Below are 19,914 nucleotides of genomic sequence, written 5' to 3'. Positions count from 1 at the left end.
GGTTGTCCCCTCGCTCCGACTCGCTGCGGCTCGCTTACCGGGCCCTCGCCGGACTCATGAGTTCCGCGCCGTTCATGTGGTCCACGTCCTTCCTCGGTGCGATGACCCGCAGCCGTTCGAGCAGGTAGAAGAACGCGTCCGCCAGGGGAGCGTCCTGATGGGCCCGGAACATGCGGTCCCAGTCGATCTGCTCGCGCAGCATCCGGGCCATCGGCAGCAGGTCGCCGAAGTCGCAGTAGTGCTCGCACAGTGCGGCGAGCCGGCTGTCCATGAGGTCGGTGGGGGACAGGACCGGCATCCACACCGAGTCCACGGGCAGCACCACCGCGCGGTCCAGCAGTTCCCGGCTCACCGGACGACGGGCGAGCTCGAAGATGAGGTCGATCTCCTCGCCGCCCGAGCGGCCCTTGACCAGCCAGTCCTCGGGAGCCCGACGCATGGAGATCCCGCCCTCCTCCAGCGCCTTGATCACGGTCTCGGCGTCCTCACGGATGACACAGAAGTCGGTGTCGTGCTGGAAGCGCGGCGGCAGGCCGTGCGCGAACGCGGCCACGCTCCCGGCCAGCGCGAACGGCTGACCCGACGCCTTCAGCAGCGCCGCGACCCGTTTCGTGGTCTCCAGAATGGCCTGCGTGTGGTCGTGCGGCAGCGGTCCGTCGCTCTGGGCGGGACCGCGCAGGTCCGAGAGGGTGGCCTCACCCTCGGGTCGGGCAGAACGGTTCTTCGCAGAGTGGCTCACGGCAATCACTCACTCGTCCACTGGCTCGTTCCTGAGCGGCCGCGGGGTGTCCGCAGCCGCGGAGGCCGGCAGTCAGTCCTCACCGCGCACGATATTCCACTTGGTGACGCGGCGCGCGGGCTCGTCGTCCCGCCGGTTCTCGTTCGCCGGTGCTCGTCCTTCGCCGGTTCTCCACCGGTTTCTCGCTGGTCGTCCGCCGACCGGGTTCCACCGGTGAAGGACGGGTGCCCGCTGCGTCGCGGACCATTCGTTCAGCGGCCGCCTCCCGGCTCTGCCATACGGTGGTGCATCAGGGCCTTCACCCGGTCGGGCAGGACGCGGTTGGCCACGGCGCCCTGGAGCTTCGTCTTCACCGAACCGGCGACGATCTTCTGCCGGCCCTCCGTCATCGCCCGGAACCCCTGCTCGGCCACCAGGGCGGGGTTGTCCTTCTTGGCGCGCCCGACGCGGGTGTCGAGCATGTGGGCCCGCCGGAAGAAGTCCGTGGCGGTGGCGCCGGGCATCAGGGAGGTGACGGTGACGCCGGTGCCCTTGAGCTCGTCGGCCAGGGCCTGGCTGAACGACTGGAGGAAGGACTTCGACGCGTTGTACACCGCCTGGTAGGGGCCGGGCATCGTGGAGGCGATCGACGAGGTGATCAGCACCCGCCCGCTCCCGCGGGCGACCATCTCCGGCAGCAGACGTTTGGCCAGGTGGACGGTGGCGGTGACGTTCAGGTCGATGACGCGGGCGTCGTCCGAGAGGTCGGTGTCCAGGAAGGCGCCGCCGCTTCCGACGCCCGCGTTGAGGGCGAGCGCGCTCACCGGGCGGCCGGTGCCGGAGATCGCTCGGCAGAGCGTTTCGACCCCGTCGTAGAGGGCGAGGTCGGCGCGCACGGCGGTGACGTCGGTGCCCTGCTCGCGCAGTTCCTCCGCGGCGAGGGCGAGGCCCCCGTCCTCGGCGGTGACGAGCAGGTCGTACCCGTGTCCGGCGCATACGCGGGCGAGTTCGAGGCCGATGCCGCTGGAGGCGCCGGTGATGACGGCCAGAGGGCGATGGGTGTCCATGTCGCTGCGGCTACCCGTCGCCCGTGCCGATACGCCCCAGCCCCACCGATACGCCCCGCCCGCGCCGATACGCCCCGCCCGTCAGGACTCGGCGGCCACCCGGACGCTTTTGACCTCGCTGTCGGCGGCGTCCGGCACGACCATGCCCGCCTCTACGCCCGTCCGGAGGTACTGCAGCACCTCGTGCGTCAGGCGGTCCCCGGGCACCACCACGGGGATGCCGGGCGGGTACGGGGTCAGCATCTCCGCCGAGATCCGGCCCACGGCCCGTTCCAGCGGTACCTGCTCGGCCGGACCGAAGAAGGCGTCGCGGGGCAGCGCGGCGGACTCCATGCGCATTCCGGCCGGGTCCGGGACGTCCACCCGGCGGGCCGGGCGCAGCTCGTCCGCGTGGGCGACCAGGTCCCGCAGCGCGTCCAGGAGCCGGTCCGCGGTGTCCTGCCCGTCGGCGTGCGTCAGCTGGGCGCTGATCCGGCGGTGGTCGGACAGGTGCAGGTTGATCTGCCGGTGCTCGCGCAGCCAGTCGGCGGCCCGGTAGCCCGTCGTCCCGAGCTCGGTGATGTCGATGATGATCTGGAGGGGGTCGAGGTCGAACGCCAGGCCCGGACCGCAGAAGTCCTCGCGGCCGTGCACGTGCATGCCGTCGATCCCGTCGATCCGCTTGCGGACCGACTCCGCCAGCGCCAGCGCGTCGTCGTACAGGGCCCTGCCGTGCTCGACCATCTGCCGGCGCCAGCCGTCCAGGGCGGCGTAGATCAGGACCGAGGGGCTCGTGGTCCCCAGCAGGTCTTCGCGGCTCTTGAGCACCTCCGGCCGAACGAGATCACCCTGGAGGTGGAACACCGATCCCTGTTCCAGCCCCGAGCCCATCTTGTGCACGGAGGTGACGCACACGTCGGCTCCGGCGTCCATGGCCCAGGTCGGCAGGTCCGGGTGGAACGGCAGGTGCGCCCCCCACGCCTCGTCCACGATCAGCGGCTTCCCGTGCTCGTGGCAGACCCGCGCGATCGCCGCCAGGTCGCTGGAGGTGCCGTACGGGGTGGGGCCGGTGACCAGGGCGCCCTTGGCGTCCGGGTGCGCGGCGAAGGCGGCGGCGAACGCCTCGGCGGACGGCGGGTGGGCGAGGTGGCGCTCGGCGTCCCAGCTGGGCTCCACCCACACCGGCCGGATGCCGGAGAGGATGAGCCCCGACACCACGGACTTGTGGGCGTCACGGCCCACCAGCAGCTCCTCGTGCGGCCCGGCCACCGACAGCATGGCGGACTTGACCGACAGCGAGCTGCCGCAGGTGGAGAAGAAGGCGTGATCCGCCCCGACGGCGTCCGCCATGAGCTGCTGCGCACGCTCCAGTACGCCGTGCGATGAGGTGCGGTCGTCGAGCCCGCTGGTCGCCAGGACGTCGGAGACGAACACCGCGTCGCCCAGAACCGCGCGGACCCGGGGATCCGCGCCGCGCGCCTGCTTGTGCCCGGGGGGTGTGAACGGGGTCTGGCCGCTCGCGTGATAGGCCGCGAGGGCGTCGAGAACGGGGGCTTCTGACTGGTCCATGCGGGCGCGCCTGCCCGGCCGGCCCCACCCGAAACAGCCGACCGGGGCGGGACCGCCCGCACGGGTGAGGGTGCAGGAGACGCCCGGCCGGGGGACTCAGTCGAGCCGGATCGCGAACAGGCAGGCGTCGTCCTCGTGGTCCTCGGCCGGATCGGCGGACATCACCCGGTCGAGGGTTTCGGCCGCTCCCAGCCCGGCGCAGGACTCCAGCGCCTTGCGCAGCGTGTCGATCCCGTACGTGATGTCCTGGCCCCGCCGCTCCACCATCCCGTCGGTGTACAGCAGCAGCAGGTCCCCGGAGCGCAGCGGGACGGTCGCCGTCGCGTACTCGTGCCCGGGCAGCAGGCCGAACAGCGGCCCGCGGTGCTCCGTGTCGAGAGTCGTGGCCGTGTCCCCGCGCAGCAGCAGGGGAGCGGGGTGACCGGCGCTCGCCCACCGCAGGTTCCGCGCGGCGTCGATGTGGCCGATGATCCCGGTGGCGGTCTCGGCCGCCGGGTCGGAGCACAGCAGTTCGTTCAGCCAGGTGGCTAGCTGACCGGCATGGGTGCCGGGGGAGTGCGCCAGCCCCGCGAGCGCGTGCCGCTGCTGCGCCATCCGGGCCACCGCGTTCAGGCCGTGGCCGCACGCGTCCCCGATCGCCAGCAGGATCCGGCCGTCCGGCAGCAGGCGGCACTTGTACCAGTCCCCGCCGACCGAGGCGTCCTCCTCCGCCGGCAGGTACGCCGCCGCCACCGAGACGCCCAGCCCCTCCAGCTCGGCGGAGTGCGTGGGCAGCAGGGCCTCCCGCAGCGCCGACGCCACCCGGTGCTCGGCCGCGGCCTCCTCCCGCAGCCGCTCCGTCTGGCGGCGGGTCGTCGCCAGACGCTGCCGGCTGCGTACCTGGGCCGTGAGGTCGCGGGCGATGAGCCGCAGCACCCAGGGCAGCCCGTCCGCGGCGATGACCGGGTGCCCGACCAGGGTGAGGGTGCGGACCTCGCCGAGCACCATGAAACGGACCTCGGCGCCGGGCGGCTCCTCGCCTTCGAGCATGGCCGTCATCAGCTTCGCGAAGCGCGGCACGTCCTCTGGGAGTACCGCGTCGCACAACTCCGTCAGGGACAGCGGCCGGGCCGGATCGGTGCGGAAGATCGAGGCGAGGCCCTCGGACCAGACGACCGCTCCCGACAGCAGGTCCCAGGTGCCCCACCCCATGGAGGCGATGTACTGGGCGTCGAGTGACATCATCTCCGTCCGGTTCAGGGCCGGACGCCAGGTCGTCAGCACCCTGTCCCCGCAGGAGGCGGCGTCGTACAGCAGCTTCGTGCGGTGCAGCCCGTCGCGGTGCTGCTCGGTGTAGTCCACGGCGTACGAGTGGACGGCGCGCCCGGTCTCCAGCACCCCGCTCAGGGCGTCCACAAGGCCGCCCGCCGCCGCGCCGGGCTGCACCTCCAGGAGCCGCCGGCCCACCTGGGCGTCGGGCGCGTCGAGCCACTGCGCGCAGCGGACGTGGTTGCCCGCGCGGACCGTGAAGTCGACGACCCGGCCCTCCGCGTCCCGTACGGGCGCGAGCAGTGCCGCAGAGACCGGGATCGCGGGCAGGGCCGCGCACACGCACCCCCAGGGGTCGTGGCCGCCCTGCCCGTCGCCGTCGTCGGAGCAGGAGTGCGGGGCTCCCTCGCCCCCGCCGCACGGGCAGCTGTCCGAGGGGTCCCGGCCCCGCGGGGTTTCGTCCTCGCGGCGTACTCCCGCGTCGCGGCGGGCGGCGGCGCGCAGAGCCGCCACCTCCCGCGTGATCAGCAGCTTCAGGGAAGCGGTGTCCTGCGGGACGACCGGGCTCATCCTGCGGGACCGTCGGTGCCGAGTTCCCGCAGTGCGGGGAGCAGGGTCGACTGCGCCCATTCCAGGAACGGCTCCTGGTGCTGACCGCCGATCTGGACGAGCGCGACCTCCGAGAAGCCGGCCTCCACGAAGGGGCGTACGGCGTCCACGAAGGCGTCCACGTCGTCCCCGCACGGCACGGCCTCGGCGACGTCCTCGGGGCGGACGTGCTGGGCCGCCTGGTCGAAGGAGGCCGGTCCGGGCAGCTCCGCGTTGACCTTCCAGCCGCCCGCCGACCAGCGGAACTGCTCGTGGGCCCGCTTGACGGCCGCGTCACGGTCCGGGTCGTAGCACACCGGCAGCTGGCCGACGCGCGGCTTGCCGGCGCCCCCGGCCCGGTCGAAGGCGTCCAGCAGCTCGCGTTCGGGTTCGATGGCGATGACCAGATCGGCGAGCCGCCCGGCGAGGTCGCAGGACTTGTCGCCGGAGACCGCGATGCCGATCGGCGGCGGGTCCGCGGGCAGGTCCCACAGCCGGGCGTTCTCCACGTCGAAGTACTGTCCGTGGTGGTTGACCGAGCGCCCTTCGAAGAGGCCCCGGATGATCTCGACGGCCTCCTCCAGCATCTCCAGCCTGACGTGCGCCGCGGGCCAGCCCGGCCCGATCACGTGCTCGTTGAGGTTCTCGCCCGAACCCAGGCCCAGCCGGAACCGCCCGCCCGACAGCAGCTGCATGGTCGCGGCCTTCTGGGCGACGACCGCCGGGTGGTACCGCATGGTCGGACACGTCACGTACGTCATCAGCGGGATCCGAGACGTGGCCTGCGCCGCCGCGCCGAGGACGCTCCACGCGTAAGGGGAGTGCCCCTGCTCCTCCAGCCACGGGAAGTAGTGGTCGGAGGTGACGGAGAAGTCGAAACCCGCCCGCTCCGCGCCGACCACGTGCTCGACCAGCTCCCGGGGGCCGGCCTGCTCGGTCATCATCGTGTATCCGATTCGCACCATGGGCCGCGTCTTACCGGTCTGCCCCGGAGTGAAACCTGAACGTGGGCCGTATGGAGGAGGCGGGCGGGGGCGTGCGGCGCGCACGGGCGTGCGAGGGGCCAGGCTGGGCAGTCGAAGGGATATTCCCTGCCGAAACAGATGACAAGGGAGTTCGTCGTGGCCCACGCAACCGATCCGCCCGACCCCCGGCCGGCGCACGGCGGTGGCCCCGGACCCGCGCCGCGCACGCCGGACGACACGGTCGCGGGGGCCGTCCGCTCCCGCGTGGGCCTGCGCGTCAACGGCGTCCACCACGACCTCGACCTGGACCACCGGGTCACGCTGCTCGACGCCCTGCGCGAGCAGCTGGACCTGACCGGTGCCAAGAAGGGCTGCGACCACGGGCAGTGCGGCGCCTGCACCGTCCTCGTCGACGGCCGGCGCGTCAACAGCTGCCTGCTCCTCACCGTCGCCCTCGACGGCTGCGAGATCACGACCGTGGAGGGCCTCGCCGCCCCCGAGGGCGCCCTTCACCCGCTCCAGCGCGCCTTCATCGAACACGACGCCTTCCAGTGCGGCTACTGCACCCCCGGTCAGCTCTGCTCCGCCGTCGGCGCGCTCCGCGAGGCGGCCGCCGGGCACCCCTCGCACGTCACCGCCGCCACGGCCTTGGCTGCTGCCGGGCCCGCCGTGCTGAGCGCCGAGGAGATCAGGGAACGGCTCAGCGGAAACCTCTGCCGCTGCGGCGCCTACCCCGCCATCGTCCGGGCCGTCGCCGAAGCGGGCGCGGACGCCGCGGCCACCGCGACCGGAGCGGAGGTGACCGCGTGAAGCCCTTCGCCTACGTACGCGCCACCACCCTCCGGGAAGCGGCCGACGCCTACGCCGCCCACCCCGGCTCCCGTTACCTCGGCGGCGGCACCAACCTCGTGGACCTGATGAAAGTGGGCGTCGAGACCCCCACCGCCCTCATCGACATCTCCCGGCTGCCTCTGGAGGAGATCACCGAACTGCCCGACGGCGGCCTGCGCGTCGGGGCCATGGTCCGGGGCACCGACCTGGCCGCCGACCCGCTCGTGCGCACCCGCTACCCGCTCCTCAGCCAGGCGCTGCTCGCCGGCGCCTCCGGACAACTGCGCAACGTCGCCACCACCGGCGGCAACCTGCTCCAGCGCACCCGCTGCGCCTACTTCCAGGACCTCTCCAAGCCGTGCAACAAGCGCGAACCCGGCAGCGGCTGCGGGGCCCGCGAGGGAATCCACCGCGACCACGCGGTACTCGGGCACTCCGAGCACTGCATCGCCACCCAGCCCTCGGACATGGCCGTGGCCCTGGCCGCGCTGGACGCCGAAGTCGAGCTGTACGGCGGCCCGGACACCACCCGTACGGTCGCGGCCGCCGAGTTCCACCGGCTGCCCGGCGACCGCCCCGAGCAGGACACCGTCATCCGCCCGGGGGAAATCATCACGGCGGTGCTCCTGCCCGCCCCGGCCCCGGGCGCCGTCTCGCTCTACCGCAAGGCCCGCGAACGCGCCTCGTACGCCTTCGCCCTCGCCTCGGTCGCCGTCGTCCTCGACCTCGACGACGGCCGCGTGCGCCGCATCTCCCTCGCCTTCGGCGGCCTCGCCCACCGGCCCTGGCGCGCGACCACCGCCGAGGCCCGGCTGACCGGCTCCGCACCGCACTCCGACGCCGTCCGTGCGGCCGTCGACGCGGAACTCGCGGGGGCGAGGCCCCTGCGCGACAACGCGTACAAGATCCCGCTCGCCCGCAACCTCGCCTGCGACGCCATCGCCACGCTGGCCGGCGCGCCGTAACCGGTTCCACCTGACCAGGAACAGGACCACGATGAGCCCGACCTCCGCCACCCTCGACACCACCGCCACCACCACCCCCGTCCTCGGCGCCCCCGTCGCGCGGCGCGAAGGCCGGGAGAAGGTGACCGGCGCCGCCCGGTACGCCGCCGAACAGCACCTGCCGCGGCGGGCCTACGCCTGGCCCGTCCCGGCGACGGTCGCCCGCGGCCGGATCACCGCCGTCGACACAGCCGCCGCACTGGCCCTGCCCGGCGTGCTGGGCGTCCTCACCCCCTACGACGCCCCGCGCCTGGGCCCCTCCGACGACCCCACCCTCCAGCTGCTCCAGGACCTGCGGGTGCCGCACCGCGGCTGGTACGTCGCGCTGGCCATCGCCGACACCCTGGAGGGGGCCCGGGCCGCCGCCGACGCCGTAGGCGTCACCTACGACACCGAGCCGCACGACGTGCTCCTGCGCGAGGACCATCCCGGCCTGTACACCCCCGAGCAGGCCAACGGCGGCTACCCCGCCCACCGCGAACAGGGCGACCCCGACGGGGCGCTCGCCGCCGCACCCGTACGCGTCGACGCCGTCTACTCCGTGCCGCCGCTGCACAACCACCCCATGGAACCGCACGCGGCCACCGCCGACTGGGACGCCGGGCGCGGCCACCTCACCGTGTACGACTCCTGCCAGGGCACCACCGTGGTGCGCAGCGTCCTGGCCGCGCTGTTCCGGCTGCCCGAGGACCGGATCACCGTCCTGTCCGAGCACGTGGGCGGCGGCTTCGGCTCCAAGGGCACCCCGCGGCCCCACGTCGTCCTCGCCGTCATGGCCACCCGGCACTGCGGACGCCCCGTCACCCTGGCCCTGCCCCGGCAGCACATGGCCGCCACCGTCGGCCACCGCGCGCCCACCCTGCACCACATCCGGCTGGGTGCCCGCTCCGACGGCACGCTCACCGCCCTCTCCCACGAGGTCACCACCCACACCTCGCAGGTCCGCGAATTCGTCGAACAGGCGGCCGTACCCTCCCGGGTCATGTACGCCGCCCCGGACAGCCGCACCACCCACCGCGTCACCGCGCTCGACGTGCCCACGCCCTCGTGGATGCGGGCCCCCGGCGAAACCCCCGGCATGTACGCCCTGGAGTCGGCCATGGACGAGCTGGCCGACGCCCTCGGGATGGACCCCGTCGAGCTGCGCGTACGCAACGACCCGGCCACCGAGCCCGACAGCGGCCACCCGTTCAGCAGCCGCCACCTCGTGGAGTGCCTGCGCGACGGCGCACGCCGGTTCGGCTGGTCCGGCCGCCGTCCGCCCCTGCGCGAGGGCCCGTTCCTCATCGGGACCGGCGTGGCCGCCGCCACCTACCCCGTGTACATCGCCCCGGCGGGTGCCCGGGCCCACGCCCGCCCCGACGGGAGCTACCTCGTCGAGGTCAACGCCACCGACATCGGCACCGGCGCCCGCACGGTCCTCTCCCAGATCGCCGCCGACGCCCTGCGCGTTCCGCTCGACGCCGTCTCGCTGGCCATCGGCAACAGCTCCCTGCCGGCCGGCCCCGTTGCCGGCGGCTCCACCGGAACCGCGTCCTGGGGCTGGGCGGTGCACGACGCCTGCACCGCCCTGACCGACCGGCTGTCACGCCACCACGGTCCGCTTCCCGCCGCCGGCCTCTCCGCGTCCGCCGACACCACGCAGTCGGCGAAGCAGAAGTCCCCGTACGCGCGCCACGCGTTCGGGGCGCACTTCGCCGAGATCCAGGCGGACACCGTCACCGGCGAGGTACGCGTCCGCAGGCTGCTCGGCGTCTTCGCCGCCGGCCGCATCCTCAACCCGCGCACCGCCCGCTCCCAGCTCATCGGCGGGATGGTGATGGGCCTGGGCATGGCGCTGACCGAGCACAGCGGCCTCGACCCGGCGTTCGGCGACTTCGCCGAACGGGACCTGGCCGCCTACCACGTGCCGTCGAACGCCGACGTTCCCGCCATCGAGGCCCACTGGATCGAGGAGCACGACAAGCACCTCAACCCGATGGGCAGCAAGGGCATCGGGGAGATCGGCATCGTGGGCGCCGCCGCGGCGATCGGCAACGCGGTGTGCCACGCCGTCGGCCGGCGCATCCGCGAGGTGCCGCTCACCCCGGACCTGGTCCTGGCCGCCCTCGAAGGAGAGCCGACGGCCACGGCCGGCCACGCCGGATGACAGCCGCACATGCCCCGGCCGTGGCGGGCCGGGGGCCCGCCACGGCCGGGGAGCGGCGGCCGCCCGTCGGCGTCAGTCGGAGGACAGCGCCTGGAGCAGGTCACCGACGGCCGGGTCCGGCAGGGCGCGGGCCACATCGGCCTGGGCGACCATCCCGACGAGCCGGTGGCCGTCGATCACGGGCAGCCGGCGGACCTTGTGCTCCCGCATCGTGCGCAGGATCTCTTGCGCGTCGTCGTCCGCGCCGATCGTCACCGCCTCGCCCTGGGCGAGTTCACCGGCCTTGCACGTGGCGGGGTCCTTGCCCCGGCCCAGCACCTTCACCACGATGTCGCGGTCGGTGAGGACTCCTTTCAACCGGTCGTCGTTGCCGCAGATCGGCAGGGCGCCCACCCCGAGGTCGGTCATCTTCCGTGCCGCTTCGAGGACGCTCTCGTCCTCTCCGATGCAGTCGGCGCCTTCGGTCATGATCTCGCGTGCAGTGGTCATGGACGTGTCCTCTCCGCTGGAGTGCCTGCTTGTCGATCCCGCGCCTTCCCACCTCCGCCACCCGATAACGCCCGGTCCGAGATCCTTCGGCGCATTCGGGCTCCGCCCGGGGGCAGGCCGTACCGGGACCGACCCCCCGCGACAGAACGAGAAAGGGCATACCCATGACCGCTCCCCCCAAGAGCGCCGCGCGACGGCCCACCGCGGCCGTGGTCACCGGAGCCGATTCCGGGATCGGCCGGGCGACCGCCGTGCGGCTCGCGGCCGCCGGGCTGGACGTCGGCATCACCTGGCACACCGACGAAGCAGGTGCCCGGGCGACGGCGGCCGAAGTGCGCGGCCACGGCCGCAAAGCGGCGCTCGCCCGGCTCGACCTCACCGAACTGCCCGGCGCGGCCGATGTGATCGACGCCCTCGCCGACGACCTCGGCCGGATCGACGTACTGGTCAACAACGCCGGAACCGGCACCGCCGAGCCGTTCCTCGACATCGGCCTCGACCGGCTCCGCCAGGTACTGGACGTGGACCTCGCCGGCCCGTTCCTGTGCTCCCAGCGCGCGGCGCGCCGCATGATCGGCCAGGGCGACGGCGGCCGGATCGTCAACGTCACCTCGGTGCACGAACACCAGCCGCGCGTCGGCGCCGGCCCCTACTGCGCCGCCAAGGGCGGCCTCGGGCTGCTCACCCAGGTGATGGCGCTGGAGCTCGCCGAGCACGGGATCACCGTCAACTCGGTCGCGCCGGGGGAGATCGCCACGCCGATGACCGGCCAGGAGGACGAGGACGTGCGCCGCGTGCACCGGCCGGGCGTACCGCTGGGCCGGCCCGGGGACGCCCGGGAGGTCGCCGCGGTCATCGCCTTCCTCGCGGGCGAGGACGCCTCCTACGTCACCGGCGCCTCGTGGGCCGTGGACGGTGGCATGCTCCGCATGGGCCCGATGGCCGGCTCCCACCTGGAGAGCGACCGCTGGCGCACCCCCTGACGGGCCGCCCCGGCACCCAGCGCCGCTCCGGCTCCCCGGGCCGGGGCGGCGAGGTTTCACCGTCCCCCGATGGGCAGACGCCGGGCATGGACGCACACAACCCCGACCCCGACCCGAAGAACACCCCCGGACTCGAACCGGGCGGCGGAGTACCGCCCGGCGAGACCCCGCCGGCAGAGGCCAGCACCAGCTCCGGAGCGGGGCCCTACCGCCCGCTGAAGCCGGGCTGGGGCAACGGCCCGCTGGTGGCCATCTGCGTCGTCGCCATCCTCTTCGCGGCCTTCTTCCTCGCCTACGCGATCATCCTGGCCACCCGGTGAGCGGCCCGCCCCCACCGCCGGGCCACCGGCCCGGATGGAGGTTTCTACGAGGCCGGGCCCCCTGATCAGGGGGGCAGGTCCACTCCGAGGCCGCCGCCGTGCCATGCTCAAAGGGTGCAGGCCGAATCCGCGGTTCCCGATGACGACGCGGTACCCGAATTGCTCGCGTCCTCGGTTTCCGACGACGGCGCGGCGCCCGAGGTACTGGCGTTGGCCAAGGTCGTGGCCCGGCTCCGCACGGAGATCGCGAGCCTGGAGGCGCTGGCGTCCACCTCGGCCGTGCTGGAGCGGGCCAAGGGCGTGCTGATGGCGCGCCGGGAGCTCTCGGCCGACCAGGCGTACGAAGCGCTGGTGGAGGCCGCCGCGAGGCACGGCCGCACCCTCATGGAGGAGTGCTGGATCACCCTGGGCCCCAGCCGCTCCCCGCGTGCCGCGGAGGCCGCCCCGGCCCGTGTCCTGCTCGCCTCGACGGGGTCGCAGGAGTCCGGATCGGTGTTCAGCTCCGGCCGCTACCTCGCCCGCGGCAACCGGGCCGGCGACGTCCGCGCCGCCGCGGGCGGCGCGGACGGTACACGCCGGCTGCTGGCCGCGCTGGCCGGCCGGCTGGCGGACGCGCGGACCGCCGACCACGTCGCGGAGTTCCTGCGCGAGAGCCTGGCCGGCCCCCTCGGCGTCGACGGCGTGATGATCTACTCGTTGGCCGGAGCCGGCCGGTTGGAGCTGACCGGCCACGCGGGCGTGGACCAGGACGTCGTGCGCCAGTGGCGCGACATCCCGCCCCTGGCGAACATCGCCGCACTGGACGCCATGACCCGCCAGGAGCCGGTCTGGCTGGAGGACGCGGCCGCGGATGCCGAGCGCTACCAGCTCATCGGCGGCAGCTCAGGCAGATGGCCGGCGCGCGCCTGGATCCCGGTAGCGGCCGCAGGCGGCCCGGCCGACCTCGCCGTGGGCTTCTTCCGGGGCCGGCCCGGGCCCTTCGACACCCACGCGCGCGCCGTGCTCCGCGAGGCCGCGGCGCTGTGCGCCGGACCCCTGCACGCCGTCCGCAGCCCCCTCTCCGTCCCCCTGGACCAAGAGGTGTCCGCCATCCAGGCCGTTTTCGACGCGCTGCCCGGCACCGCGATCCTGCTGACGCCCCTGCGCACCCCGACGGGCGAGGTGGAGGACTACCGGATCGAGGCGGCCGCCCCCGACTCCGTGGACGTCGCGGGCCGCCGGGGCAAGGAACTCATCGGCCGGCGCGTCCTGGAGACGTACCCCACCGTGGCCGGCACCGCCCTGTGGCAGGGCTACCTCGACGTCCTCACCACAGGGACGACCTACGTCGGCGAGCCGTTCTCCTACCAGGAGGTGGTCGCGGGCGTTCCCGAGCAGTCCACGTACTCCGTACGGGCGACGCGGCTGGGCGGGCGGCTCGTCGTCACCTGGATCCGCCACGACGTCACGCAGCGCGAGGCGCGACGGCTGGCCTCCATGGAGCGTCTGGGCAACCTCGGCTGGGCCGACTGGAACCTGGTCACGAACACCATCAACTGGTCCGACCACGTCTTCGCCATCTTCCGCCGCGACCCGGAGCTGGGTCCCATGACGCTGGAGGAGCTCCCCGCACACCTGCTGCCCGACGACCTGCCCGCCCTCGGCGCGGACGTCGAGCAACTGCTGGGCGCCGGGGCCCCGATCGACCGGCAGTTCCGCATCGTGGTCCCCGACGGCGTACGGCACCTGCGCATCGTCGCCGAGGCCGAGACGGACGCCGAGGGGACCCCGGTGGAGGTGCACGGCTTCTTCCAGGACCTCACCGCGCAGCGCGACGCCGAACTGGCCCTGCGGGAGAGCGAACGGGCCGTGCTCGTCCAGCGGGGCATGCTCCAAGCCGAGCGCACCCTCGCCGCGCGCCTCCAGCACGCCCTGCTGCCCACGCCCGAACGGTCGATGGACCTCGCCGGCCTGCGCGTGGACGTGGCCTACATGCCCTCCGACAGCGGGGTGAACGTCGGCGGCGACTGGTACAGCGCCATCGAACTCCCCGACCTCAGCGCCCTGTTCGTCGTCGGTGACGTCGCCGGACACGGACTGGACGCGGTCGGCACGATGGCCCAGCTGAGGTTCACGGCCAAGGGCATGATCGTCACCGGTTCGGCGCTCGCCGACGCCCTGACCCGGCTCAACACCCTCCTGATCCACACGCCTCCGGACGGGTTCGGCACCTCGGCCACCGCCACCATGATCATGGCCCGGTACTGGCCGCAGGAGCAGCGGCTGTCCTGGGTACGGGCCGGACACCTGCCGCCCCTGCTGGTGCGCGACGGCCGCGCGGAGTACCTGCCGCTGCCCGAAGGCGGCCTGCTCGGCGCCGGGTTCGCAAGCGCCTACGAGGAGGTCTCGCTCCGCCTGGAGCCCGGCGACCACCTGCTGCTCTACACCGACGGGCTCATCGAGGTGCCGGGGGAGAGCATCGACCGGGGGCTCGACCGGCTCGCGCGGGCCGCCGTCGACTGCGTGGCCGGAGAGCGGTCCGAACCGCTGGCCCGGCTGGTGGCGGCGCTGCGCCCGGGCCGGCGTGACGACGTCTGCATCCTGGACATCCACCTGCCCGCCGACCGCGCCCCGCAAGGGCGTGGCTGACGGGCAGGCGGTCTGCGGCAGCCCTCAGGCGAACGCCGGGAAGCGCTCCCAGACGCGGTGGGTACCCAGCAGCCCGATGACCTCGGACAGGGCCGCCGGGCCGTTCTTGGCGGTGACCAGGCCGGGCGCGCCGGCCGGCAGGCCCGCCTCCTGCCACACGGACTCGGCTCCGTCCCAGCCGGCGATCGCCTTCGCGTGCCGGAAGGCCTCCGAGACGAGCAGGAGCACCCGGGGGTCGGTGCCCGGGGCGCTCGCCGCGGCCGCCTTGCGCCCGGTCTTCTTCGCACCGGCCTTGGCGTCCCGCGGGCCCTTCGCGTCCGCGCCCGCGGCCGGGGCGCCCGCCACCAGCAGGGCGTCGAACTCCACGGAGCGGGCGTTGGCGAAGGTGCGCTGTACGGTCACCGCGTTCTTGCCGGTGCCCAGGGGCGCCGGGGTCGGCGCGATGACCAGGGGGACCATGCCGGAGTCGAGCACGCTCTGGCGCAGCGCGCGCAGCGCCTTCACGTCGCCGTCCGGTCCGGTGACGATGCCGACGACCCGCCCGTCCAGCGGCCAGGTCTGCCCGACCTGGGAGAGCGCGGGGCTCGGTTCGAGTTCGGCGAGCGGCTCCGTGGCGGCCGGGGCCGGCAGCCCGAGGCCCGCGGCGACCTGTTCGCACAGCTCGGAGTCGATGTTGGCGAGTACGCTCAGCACGCGCTGCCTGATGGTGGGCTCGTAGCACTTGCTCAGCTCGAACGTGTAGGCCGCGATGATGTGTTCCCGCTCGACGGGCGTCATGCTCAGCCAGAACAGCCGGGGCTGGCGGAAGTGGTCGGCGAACGACTCGGGCGCCTCGCGGACCTTGCGCGCCGCGGGAGTCTCGACCGGCACCTCGATGAAGGCGCCGGTGTCGGCCCCGGCGAGGAACGGGCAGCCGCCGTCCAGGGAGTTGGGCCGGTAGGGGGCCGTCCCTGAGTGCACGGCGGTCTGGTGCATGCCGTCGCGCAGCATGTCGTTGACCGGCGCGTGCGGCCGGTTGACGGGGATCTGGGCGAAGTTGGGGCCGCCGAGCCGACTGATCTGCGTGTCGAGGTACGAGAAGAGCCGGCCGGCCAGCAGCGGGTCGTCCGTGAGGTCGATCCCGGGCACCAGGTGACCGGGGTGGAAGGCGACCTGCTCCGTCTCGGCGAAGAAGTTCGACGGGTTGCGGTTGAGCGTCATCACGCCGATCGGCTGGACCGGCGCGAGCTCCTCCGGCACGATCTTCGTCGGGTCCAGCAGGTCGATCCCCTCGAACATCTGGTCGGGGGTGTCGGGGAAGGTCTGGACGCCCAGTTCCCACTGCGGGTAGGCCCCGGACTCGATGGCGTCGGCGAGGTCGCGCCGGTGGAAGTCGGGGTCGGCGCCGGCCGTGATCTGCGCCTCCTCCCAGACCTGGGAGTGCACGCCCAGCTTCGGCTTCCAGTGGAACTTCACCAGGGTGGTCGCTCCCTTGGCGTTGACCAGCCGGAAGGTGTGGACGCCGAAGCCCTCCATCATCCGGTAGGAGCGGGGGATCCCGCGGTCCGACATGTTCCACAGGGTGTGGTGCGTGGCCTCGGTGTGCAGGGACACGAAGTCCCAGAAGGTGTCGTGCGCGCTCTGCGCCTGCGGGATCTCACGGTCGGGATGCGGCTTCGCGGCGTGGATGACGTCCGGGAACTTCACGGCGTCCTGGATGAAGAAGACCGGGATGTTGTTGCCCACCAGGTCGAAGGTGCCCTCGGGGGTGTAGAACTTCGTCGCGAAGCCCCGGGTGTCGCGGACGGTGTCGGCGGATCCGCGTGAGCCGAGCACGGTGGAGAACCGTACGAAGACCTCGGTCTCGGCCCCCTTCGCCAGGAAGGCCGCCTTGGTGATCCGCGCGGCCGTCCCGTACGCCTGGAACACGCCGTGGGCGGCCGCGCCGCGGGCGTGCACCACGCGCTCGGGGATGCGCTCGTGGTCGAAATGGGTGATCTTCTCGCGCAGGTGGTGGTCCTGGAGCAGGACCGGGCCCCGCGCCCCGGCCTTGAGCGAGTGGTCCGTGTCGTAGAGGCGGGCGCCCTGCGCGGTCGTCAGGTACGCGCCGGTCTGCGCCACCGCGTCCCGGGGGACGCCGGTCGCCTGCCCGGTGGGGGTGAAGGTGTCCGGACCGCTCTGGTCGGCCTTGGGCGGCAGCGGCTCCCGGGGCGCGGTCGGTTCGTCGAACGCCGGGGACTCGGGTGCCGGGCGGCCGGGAGCGCCGTCCGCCTCCGCGGGCACGCCGGCCGGTCGGACCGGGGAGGTCCTCGGAGCGCTCTTCTTCGCCACGATCGCCTTCTTCGCCTTCTTCTGAACCATTGAGGATGTGCCTTCCGGTCCGGTGGGTCTTGCGAGGGGGGTCCTGCGTAGGGAAGTACTGCGTTGGGGTGTCCTGCGCGGGGCGGGTCTGGGGGGCTCGGGTCTTGGAGGGGGAGTCGGGCCCGCGGCTCAGGCGGCGCTGGGCCGGGGGCCGGGGGCCTCGTACCAGGCGCGACGGTCCGGCGGGCGCCCCAGGACGCCTGCCCCGCCGCCCGCGCGGACGGCCCCGACGACACGGTCGTGCAGCAGGCGGCTCTGGTATCCCGACGGGCAGGTGGCGGGGCTGCCGGCCACGGTGAACCACTGCGCCTCGCCGGTGCGCCGGACGGTGACCCGGGCGCGCCCGTCGGTCCAGCTCGTGTGGACGTCGACGGTTCCCGTCAAGGCGCCCGCCTCCTGCGTCTCGACACCGCCCGGCCCTGCGGCGACCGAGTTCGTCGTCCACGATGCCCATCCCATGGTGCTGCCCTTCCTGCACGCGTTCCGGGGCCCTGAGGGACCGCCAATGATCGGCGGTTACCCCCTCCCACGAAAGGCATGCGTAGGGATGTATAGGCTGATACGGGTGGAAAGCGTAAGCGGCCGGGAAGCGGGTAGCGGAGCAACATGGCCGCTTCACGCACGGCGTACGCGAAGAGGGCGGCCCGCCCCCACGGGGCGGCCCCCGCCGCACTGGTGGGCGTCGCCCTCCTCGCCACCGGCCTGCTGAGCGGTTGCGGTACGCCCGGGGTCAGGCAGGACGACGCGCGAGCGGCCGTCACGGGCTTCGAAAAGGCCCTGGCCGCGAAGGATTTCGCGGGCGTGTGCTCCCGCCTCGCACCCCAGACCCGCGAGGAGGTGGAGGACTCCGAGGGCAAGGGCTGCGCGGACGCCGTCCCGGGCCTGTCCCTGCCGGGCGTCGGCAGCCCGGTACGCGTCACGGTGTACGGCCGCCAGGCGCAGGTCGTCGGACCGGGCGACACCCTGTTCCTGTCCCAGTTCGACCACGGCTGGAAGGTCGTCGCCGCGGGCTGCGAACCCCGGCAGGGACAGCCGTACAAGTGCACTGTGAAGGGCGGATGAGGGCGATGCGCACCCTGTTCGTGCTGTGTCTGCTCGTGGTGGCGGGCGGGGTCGTCTACTTCAGCGCCCTGGGTCTGATGCACCGGTGACCTCGCTCGGTCGTGTTCCGCCGGGATAGTGGAGGAGTCGTGGGTATGCGCCGCTTCGTCCGGGAGAATTCGCTCACTCTGGCGTTCGGGTCCGCCTTCCTGCTCGCCCTGGTCGGCCAGGCCCTGGCGGGCTGGGCCGACTTCGACAACCAGCTCGCCACCGACGGCCTCCAGCAGGTCGGGTTCCTCGCCTACCTGGCGTCCTCCGACTTCGCGGTCGACGTGACGGAGAACTGGCAGTCCGAGTACCTGCAGTTCTTCCTCTTCATCTTCGCCACCGTGTGGCTGGTGCAGCGCGGCTCACCGGAGTCCAAGGAACTGCACAAAGCCGGCACGGAATCGGACGCGGAACAGAAGACGGGCCGCCACGCCGACGCGCAGTCGCCCCGCTGGGCCGGCGTGGCGGGATGGCGCGAAGGCGTGTACTCGCGGTCCCTGGGCATCGTCATGGCCCTGCTCTTCCTGCTCTCCTGGCTCGCCCAGTCCATCGCCGGCACCGCCGCCTACGACGAGCAGCAGCTGCGCGACCTCCAGGACCCCATCGCCTGGCACCAGTACGTGGCCTCGGCGGACTTCTGGTCGCGGACCCTGCAGAACTGGCAGTCGGAGTTCCTGGCCGTGGCGTCCATGGCCATCCTCTCCATCTACCTGCGCCAGCGCGGATCCCCCGAGTCCAAGCCCGTGGGAGCCTCGCACGACGCCACCGGCGTGGAGGGCTGATCCGCCCCGCACCGGCCGCTCACGGCCAGGAGGGCTCCAGGCGCGGCACCACCACCAGCTCGCCGACCACGCTCCCGACGGGCGCCGACAGCGCGTACAGCACGGTGTCGGCGACGACGTCCGGGCTCTGGAGCATCGAAACGTCGGCGTCCGGGAAGCGCTCCATGATGAACGGGGTCTCCATCCCTCCCGCGATGACACCGGTGACACCGATCCCCGGACAGTCCCGCTGGGCCTCCTTGAACAGGGTGTGCGTGAACGCCCGCAGCCCCGACTTGCTCGCCGAGTACGGGCCCGCCTCCGTCCAGGTGCGGTTGGACGCGGTGGAGAGGATGTTGACGATGTGGCCGCCGCCCCGGGCCACCATGCGCCGGTAGACCTCCAGGCACAGGTACATCGGCCCGAGCAGGTTCGTGGTGACCACCCGGGTCACCTCCGGCGCCGTCAGGTGCTCGATGGGCTTGGAGACGTCCACGGCGGCGTTGTTCACCAGGACGTCCAGCGCCTGCCCGTCCTCGTCGAGATCGCGGAACAGCGCCGCGACCGCCCCCGCGTCACAGACGTCCAGCTCCACGAAGCGGGCCTCGCCGCCGGTCACCATGAGGTCGGCGCACAGCTCCTGCGCCAGGTCCTTGCGCACGTCCGCCACCAGGACGGACGCTCCCGCGGCCGCCAGGCGCCGGGCGATCGAGGCGCCCAGCCCGCGCGCCCCGCCCGTCACCAGCGCCCGCTTGCCGTGAAGATCGACCTGCACCCGACTCTCCATCTCCTGCCCTTCCTCGCCCGGTACCGGTCGCGCTGAGTGAGCGGCCGGTCGCCTGTCGTCTCCCACTGTGGGCGCGAGCCTTCCGCCGGGCACGCCGGACTAGGCCGCCTGCGGCAGGAGCGCCGGTGACCCCTGCCACAGCGCGGGGCACCCCGCGGGGAGAAGCGGTTCCTGTGATGAAACCCACCAGCAGTCCACGGGCCTTACGGGGCAGGGGAGTCGGCCGTGCACGGCCGCCGGGGGAGCCGGCTGACACCCCGGCGGGGGCCCGTGTCTGCCACGATGTTCCGTCGGGACCGCACCGCCAGCGCCGCAGCACCGCCTGGGCCGGTGTGCCGGCCGCGCGGCTCGCGCGCACCCCGCCCGAACCGCCGCCCCCGGCGGCCGCCGCCCCGGCCG

Annotated in this window: 17 protein-coding genes; 8 read left to right on the top strand and 9 right to left on the bottom strand. The window is 73.4% G+C overall.

Annotation, left to right across the window (positions count from 1 at the left end; genetic code table 11):
- Positions 1–34: 34 nt before the first annotated feature.
- From OG861_RS03160 to OG861_RS03140, 5 genes are all read right to left on the bottom strand, one after another.
- The gene (locus OG861_RS03160; RefSeq protein ID WP_329200736.1) at positions 35–739 is read right to left on the bottom strand and encodes a nucleotidyltransferase family protein; all 705 of its coding nucleotides are present in this window, start codon (positions 737–739) and stop codon (positions 35–37) included.
- Positions 740–990: 251 nt separating this feature from the next.
- On the bottom strand, positions 991–1,785 hold the full coding sequence (locus tag OG861_RS03155) for an SDR family NAD(P)-dependent oxidoreductase (RefSeq protein ID WP_329200738.1): 795 nt from the start codon (positions 1,783–1,785) through the stop codon (positions 991–993).
- An 81-nt stretch (positions 1,786–1,866) separates the two neighbouring features.
- Positions 1,867–3,333 carry an aminotransferase class I/II-fold pyridoxal phosphate-dependent enzyme gene (locus OG861_RS03150; protein ID WP_330261168.1) on the bottom strand — a complete coding sequence of 489 codons (1,467 nt, stop codon included), beginning with the start codon at positions 3,331–3,333 and terminating at the stop codon, positions 1,867–1,869.
- Between the two features lie 96 nt (positions 3,334–3,429).
- A complete protein-coding gene (locus tag OG861_RS03145) occupies positions 3,430–5,151 on the bottom strand; it encodes a PP2C family protein-serine/threonine phosphatase (RefSeq protein ID WP_330261167.1) in 1,722 nt (573 codons plus the stop codon).
- Positions 5,148–6,134 (bottom strand): LLM class F420-dependent oxidoreductase, encoded by a 987-nt coding sequence (locus tag OG861_RS03140; RefSeq protein ID WP_329200745.1) that lies wholly within the window; start codon positions 6,132–6,134, stop codon positions 5,148–5,150. Before OG861_RS03140 ends, OG861_RS03145 begins: the two co-directional genes overlap by 4 nt.
- Positions 6,135–6,290: 156 nt before the next feature.
- Here OG861_RS03140 and OG861_RS03135 point away from each other — a divergent pair, with 156 nt between their 5' ends.
- Genes OG861_RS03135 through OG861_RS03125 form a run of 3 tightly spaced genes read left to right on the top strand, consistent with a single transcriptional unit; the run spans position 6,291 to position 10,118 of the window.
- The gene (locus OG861_RS03135) at positions 6,291–6,944 is read left to right on the top strand and encodes a 2Fe-2S iron-sulfur cluster-binding protein (protein WP_443056708.1); all 654 of its coding nucleotides are present in this window, start codon (positions 6,291–6,293) and stop codon (positions 6,942–6,944) included.
- Complete coding sequence (locus tag OG861_RS03130) at positions 6,941–7,930, top strand: FAD binding domain-containing protein (protein ID WP_329200747.1); 990 nt, start codon at positions 6,941–6,943, stop codon at positions 7,928–7,930. The genes OG861_RS03135 and OG861_RS03130 overlap by 4 nt, the downstream gene beginning before the upstream one ends.
- Positions 7,931–7,961: 31 nt before the next feature.
- Positions 7,962–10,118, top strand: coding sequence for a xanthine dehydrogenase family protein molybdopterin-binding subunit (locus OG861_RS03125; protein ID WP_329200749.1), 2,157 nt, complete (start codon positions 7,962–7,964; stop codon positions 10,116–10,118).
- Between the two features lie 72 nt (positions 10,119–10,190).
- On the opposite strand, the gene OG861_RS03120 is transcribed toward OG861_RS03125, so the two are convergent.
- Positions 10,191–10,607, bottom strand: a complete 417-nt coding sequence (locus OG861_RS03120) for a CBS domain-containing protein (RefSeq protein WP_329200751.1) — start codon at positions 10,605–10,607, stop codon at positions 10,191–10,193.
- A gap of 164 nt (positions 10,608–10,771) precedes the next feature.
- Here OG861_RS03120 and OG861_RS03115 point away from each other — a divergent pair, with 164 nt between their 5' ends.
- The 3 genes from OG861_RS03115 to OG861_RS03105 all read left to right on the top strand — a co-directional run bounded on the left by OG861_RS03115 (position 10,772) and on the right by OG861_RS03105 (position 14,538).
- Positions 10,772–11,590 (top strand): SDR family oxidoreductase, encoded by an 819-nt coding sequence (locus OG861_RS03115; protein WP_329200753.1) that lies wholly within the window; start codon positions 10,772–10,774, stop codon positions 11,588–11,590.
- A gap of 86 nt (positions 11,591–11,676) precedes the next feature.
- A complete protein-coding gene (locus OG861_RS03110; RefSeq protein WP_329200756.1) occupies positions 11,677–11,910 on the top strand; it encodes a DUF6480 family protein in 234 nt (77 codons plus the stop codon).
- Positions 11,911–12,024: 114 nt separating this feature from the next.
- A complete protein-coding gene (locus OG861_RS03105) occupies positions 12,025–14,538 on the top strand; it encodes a SpoIIE family protein phosphatase (protein WP_330261166.1) in 2,514 nt (837 codons plus the stop codon).
- Between the two features lie 24 nt (positions 14,539–14,562).
- On the opposite strand, the gene OG861_RS03100 is transcribed toward OG861_RS03105, so the two are convergent.
- Positions 14,563–16,878 carry a catalase gene (locus OG861_RS03100; protein ID WP_330261165.1) on the bottom strand — a complete coding sequence of 772 codons (2,316 nt, stop codon included), beginning with the start codon at positions 16,876–16,878 and terminating at the stop codon, positions 14,563–14,565.
- A 129-nt stretch (positions 16,879–17,007) separates the two neighbouring features.
- Positions 17,008–17,337, bottom strand: coding sequence for a hypothetical protein (locus tag OG861_RS03095; protein WP_329200762.1), 330 nt, complete (start codon positions 17,335–17,337; stop codon positions 17,008–17,010).
- Positions 17,338–17,484: 147 nt separating this feature from the next.
- Here OG861_RS03095 and OG861_RS03090 point away from each other — a divergent pair, with 147 nt between their 5' ends.
- Entirely contained in the window at positions 17,485–17,940 is a 456-nt protein-coding gene (locus OG861_RS03090; RefSeq protein WP_329200764.1) for a hypothetical protein, read from the top strand.
- Between the two features lie 134 nt (positions 17,941–18,074).
- Positions 18,075–18,749, top strand: a complete 675-nt coding sequence (locus tag OG861_RS03085) for a DUF6766 family protein (RefSeq protein WP_329200766.1) — start codon at positions 18,075–18,077, stop codon at positions 18,747–18,749.
- Between the two features lie 19 nt (positions 18,750–18,768).
- Here OG861_RS03085 and OG861_RS03080 read toward each other — a convergent pair whose 3' ends face one another.
- On the bottom strand, positions 18,769–19,503 hold the full coding sequence (locus tag OG861_RS03080; protein ID WP_330261164.1) for an SDR family oxidoreductase: 735 nt from the start codon (positions 19,501–19,503) through the stop codon (positions 18,769–18,771).
- Positions 19,504–19,914 lie beyond the last annotated feature (411 nt).

The sequence above is a fragment of the Streptomyces sp. NBC_00539 genome (assembly GCF_036346105.1).
GTDB lineage: Bacteria > Actinomycetota > Actinomycetes > Streptomycetales > Streptomycetaceae > Streptomyces.
The sequence above is the reverse complement of the archived record's forward strand: the minus strand, read 5'-3'. Positions and strand labels throughout refer to the sequence as shown.

Coding starts and splice junctions, on each gene's coding strand:
- OG861_RS03155 (WP_329200738.1), bottom strand. CDS start 1,785: ATGGACACCCATCGCCCTCTGGCCGTCATCACCGGCGCCTCCAGCGGC.
- OG861_RS03150 (WP_330261168.1), bottom strand. CDS start 3,333: ATGGACCAGTCAGAAGCCCCCGTTCTCGACGCCCTCGCGGCCTATCAC.
- OG861_RS03145 (WP_330261167.1), bottom strand. CDS start 5,151: ATGAGCCCGGTCGTCCCGCAGGACACCGCTTCCCTGAAGCTGCTGATC.
- OG861_RS03140 (WP_329200745.1), bottom strand. CDS start 6,134: ATGGTGCGAATCGGATACACGATGATGACCGAGCAGGCCGGCCCCCGG.
- OG861_RS03125 (WP_329200749.1), top strand. CDS start 7,962: ATGAGCCCGACCTCCGCCACCCTCGACACCACCGCCACCACCACCCCC.
- OG861_RS03120 (WP_329200751.1), bottom strand. CDS start 10,607: ATGACCACTGCACGCGAGATCATGACCGAAGGCGCCGACTGCATCGGA.
- OG861_RS03115 (WP_329200753.1), top strand. CDS start 10,772: ATGACCGCTCCCCCCAAGAGCGCCGCGCGACGGCCCACCGCGGCCGTG.
- OG861_RS03110 (WP_329200756.1), top strand. CDS start 11,677: ATGGACGCACACAACCCCGACCCCGACCCGAAGAACACCCCCGGACTC.
- OG861_RS03100 (WP_330261165.1), bottom strand. CDS start 16,878: ATGGTTCAGAAGAAGGCGAAGAAGGCGATCGTGGCGAAGAAGAGCGCT.
- OG861_RS03095 (WP_329200762.1), bottom strand. CDS start 17,337: ATGGGATGGGCATCGTGGACGACGAACTCGGTCGCCGCAGGGCCGGGC.
- OG861_RS03090 (WP_329200764.1), top strand. CDS start 17,485: ATGGCCGCTTCACGCACGGCGTACGCGAAGAGGGCGGCCCGCCCCCAC.
- OG861_RS03085 (WP_329200766.1), top strand. CDS start 18,075: ATGCGCCGCTTCGTCCGGGAGAATTCGCTCACTCTGGCGTTCGGGTCC.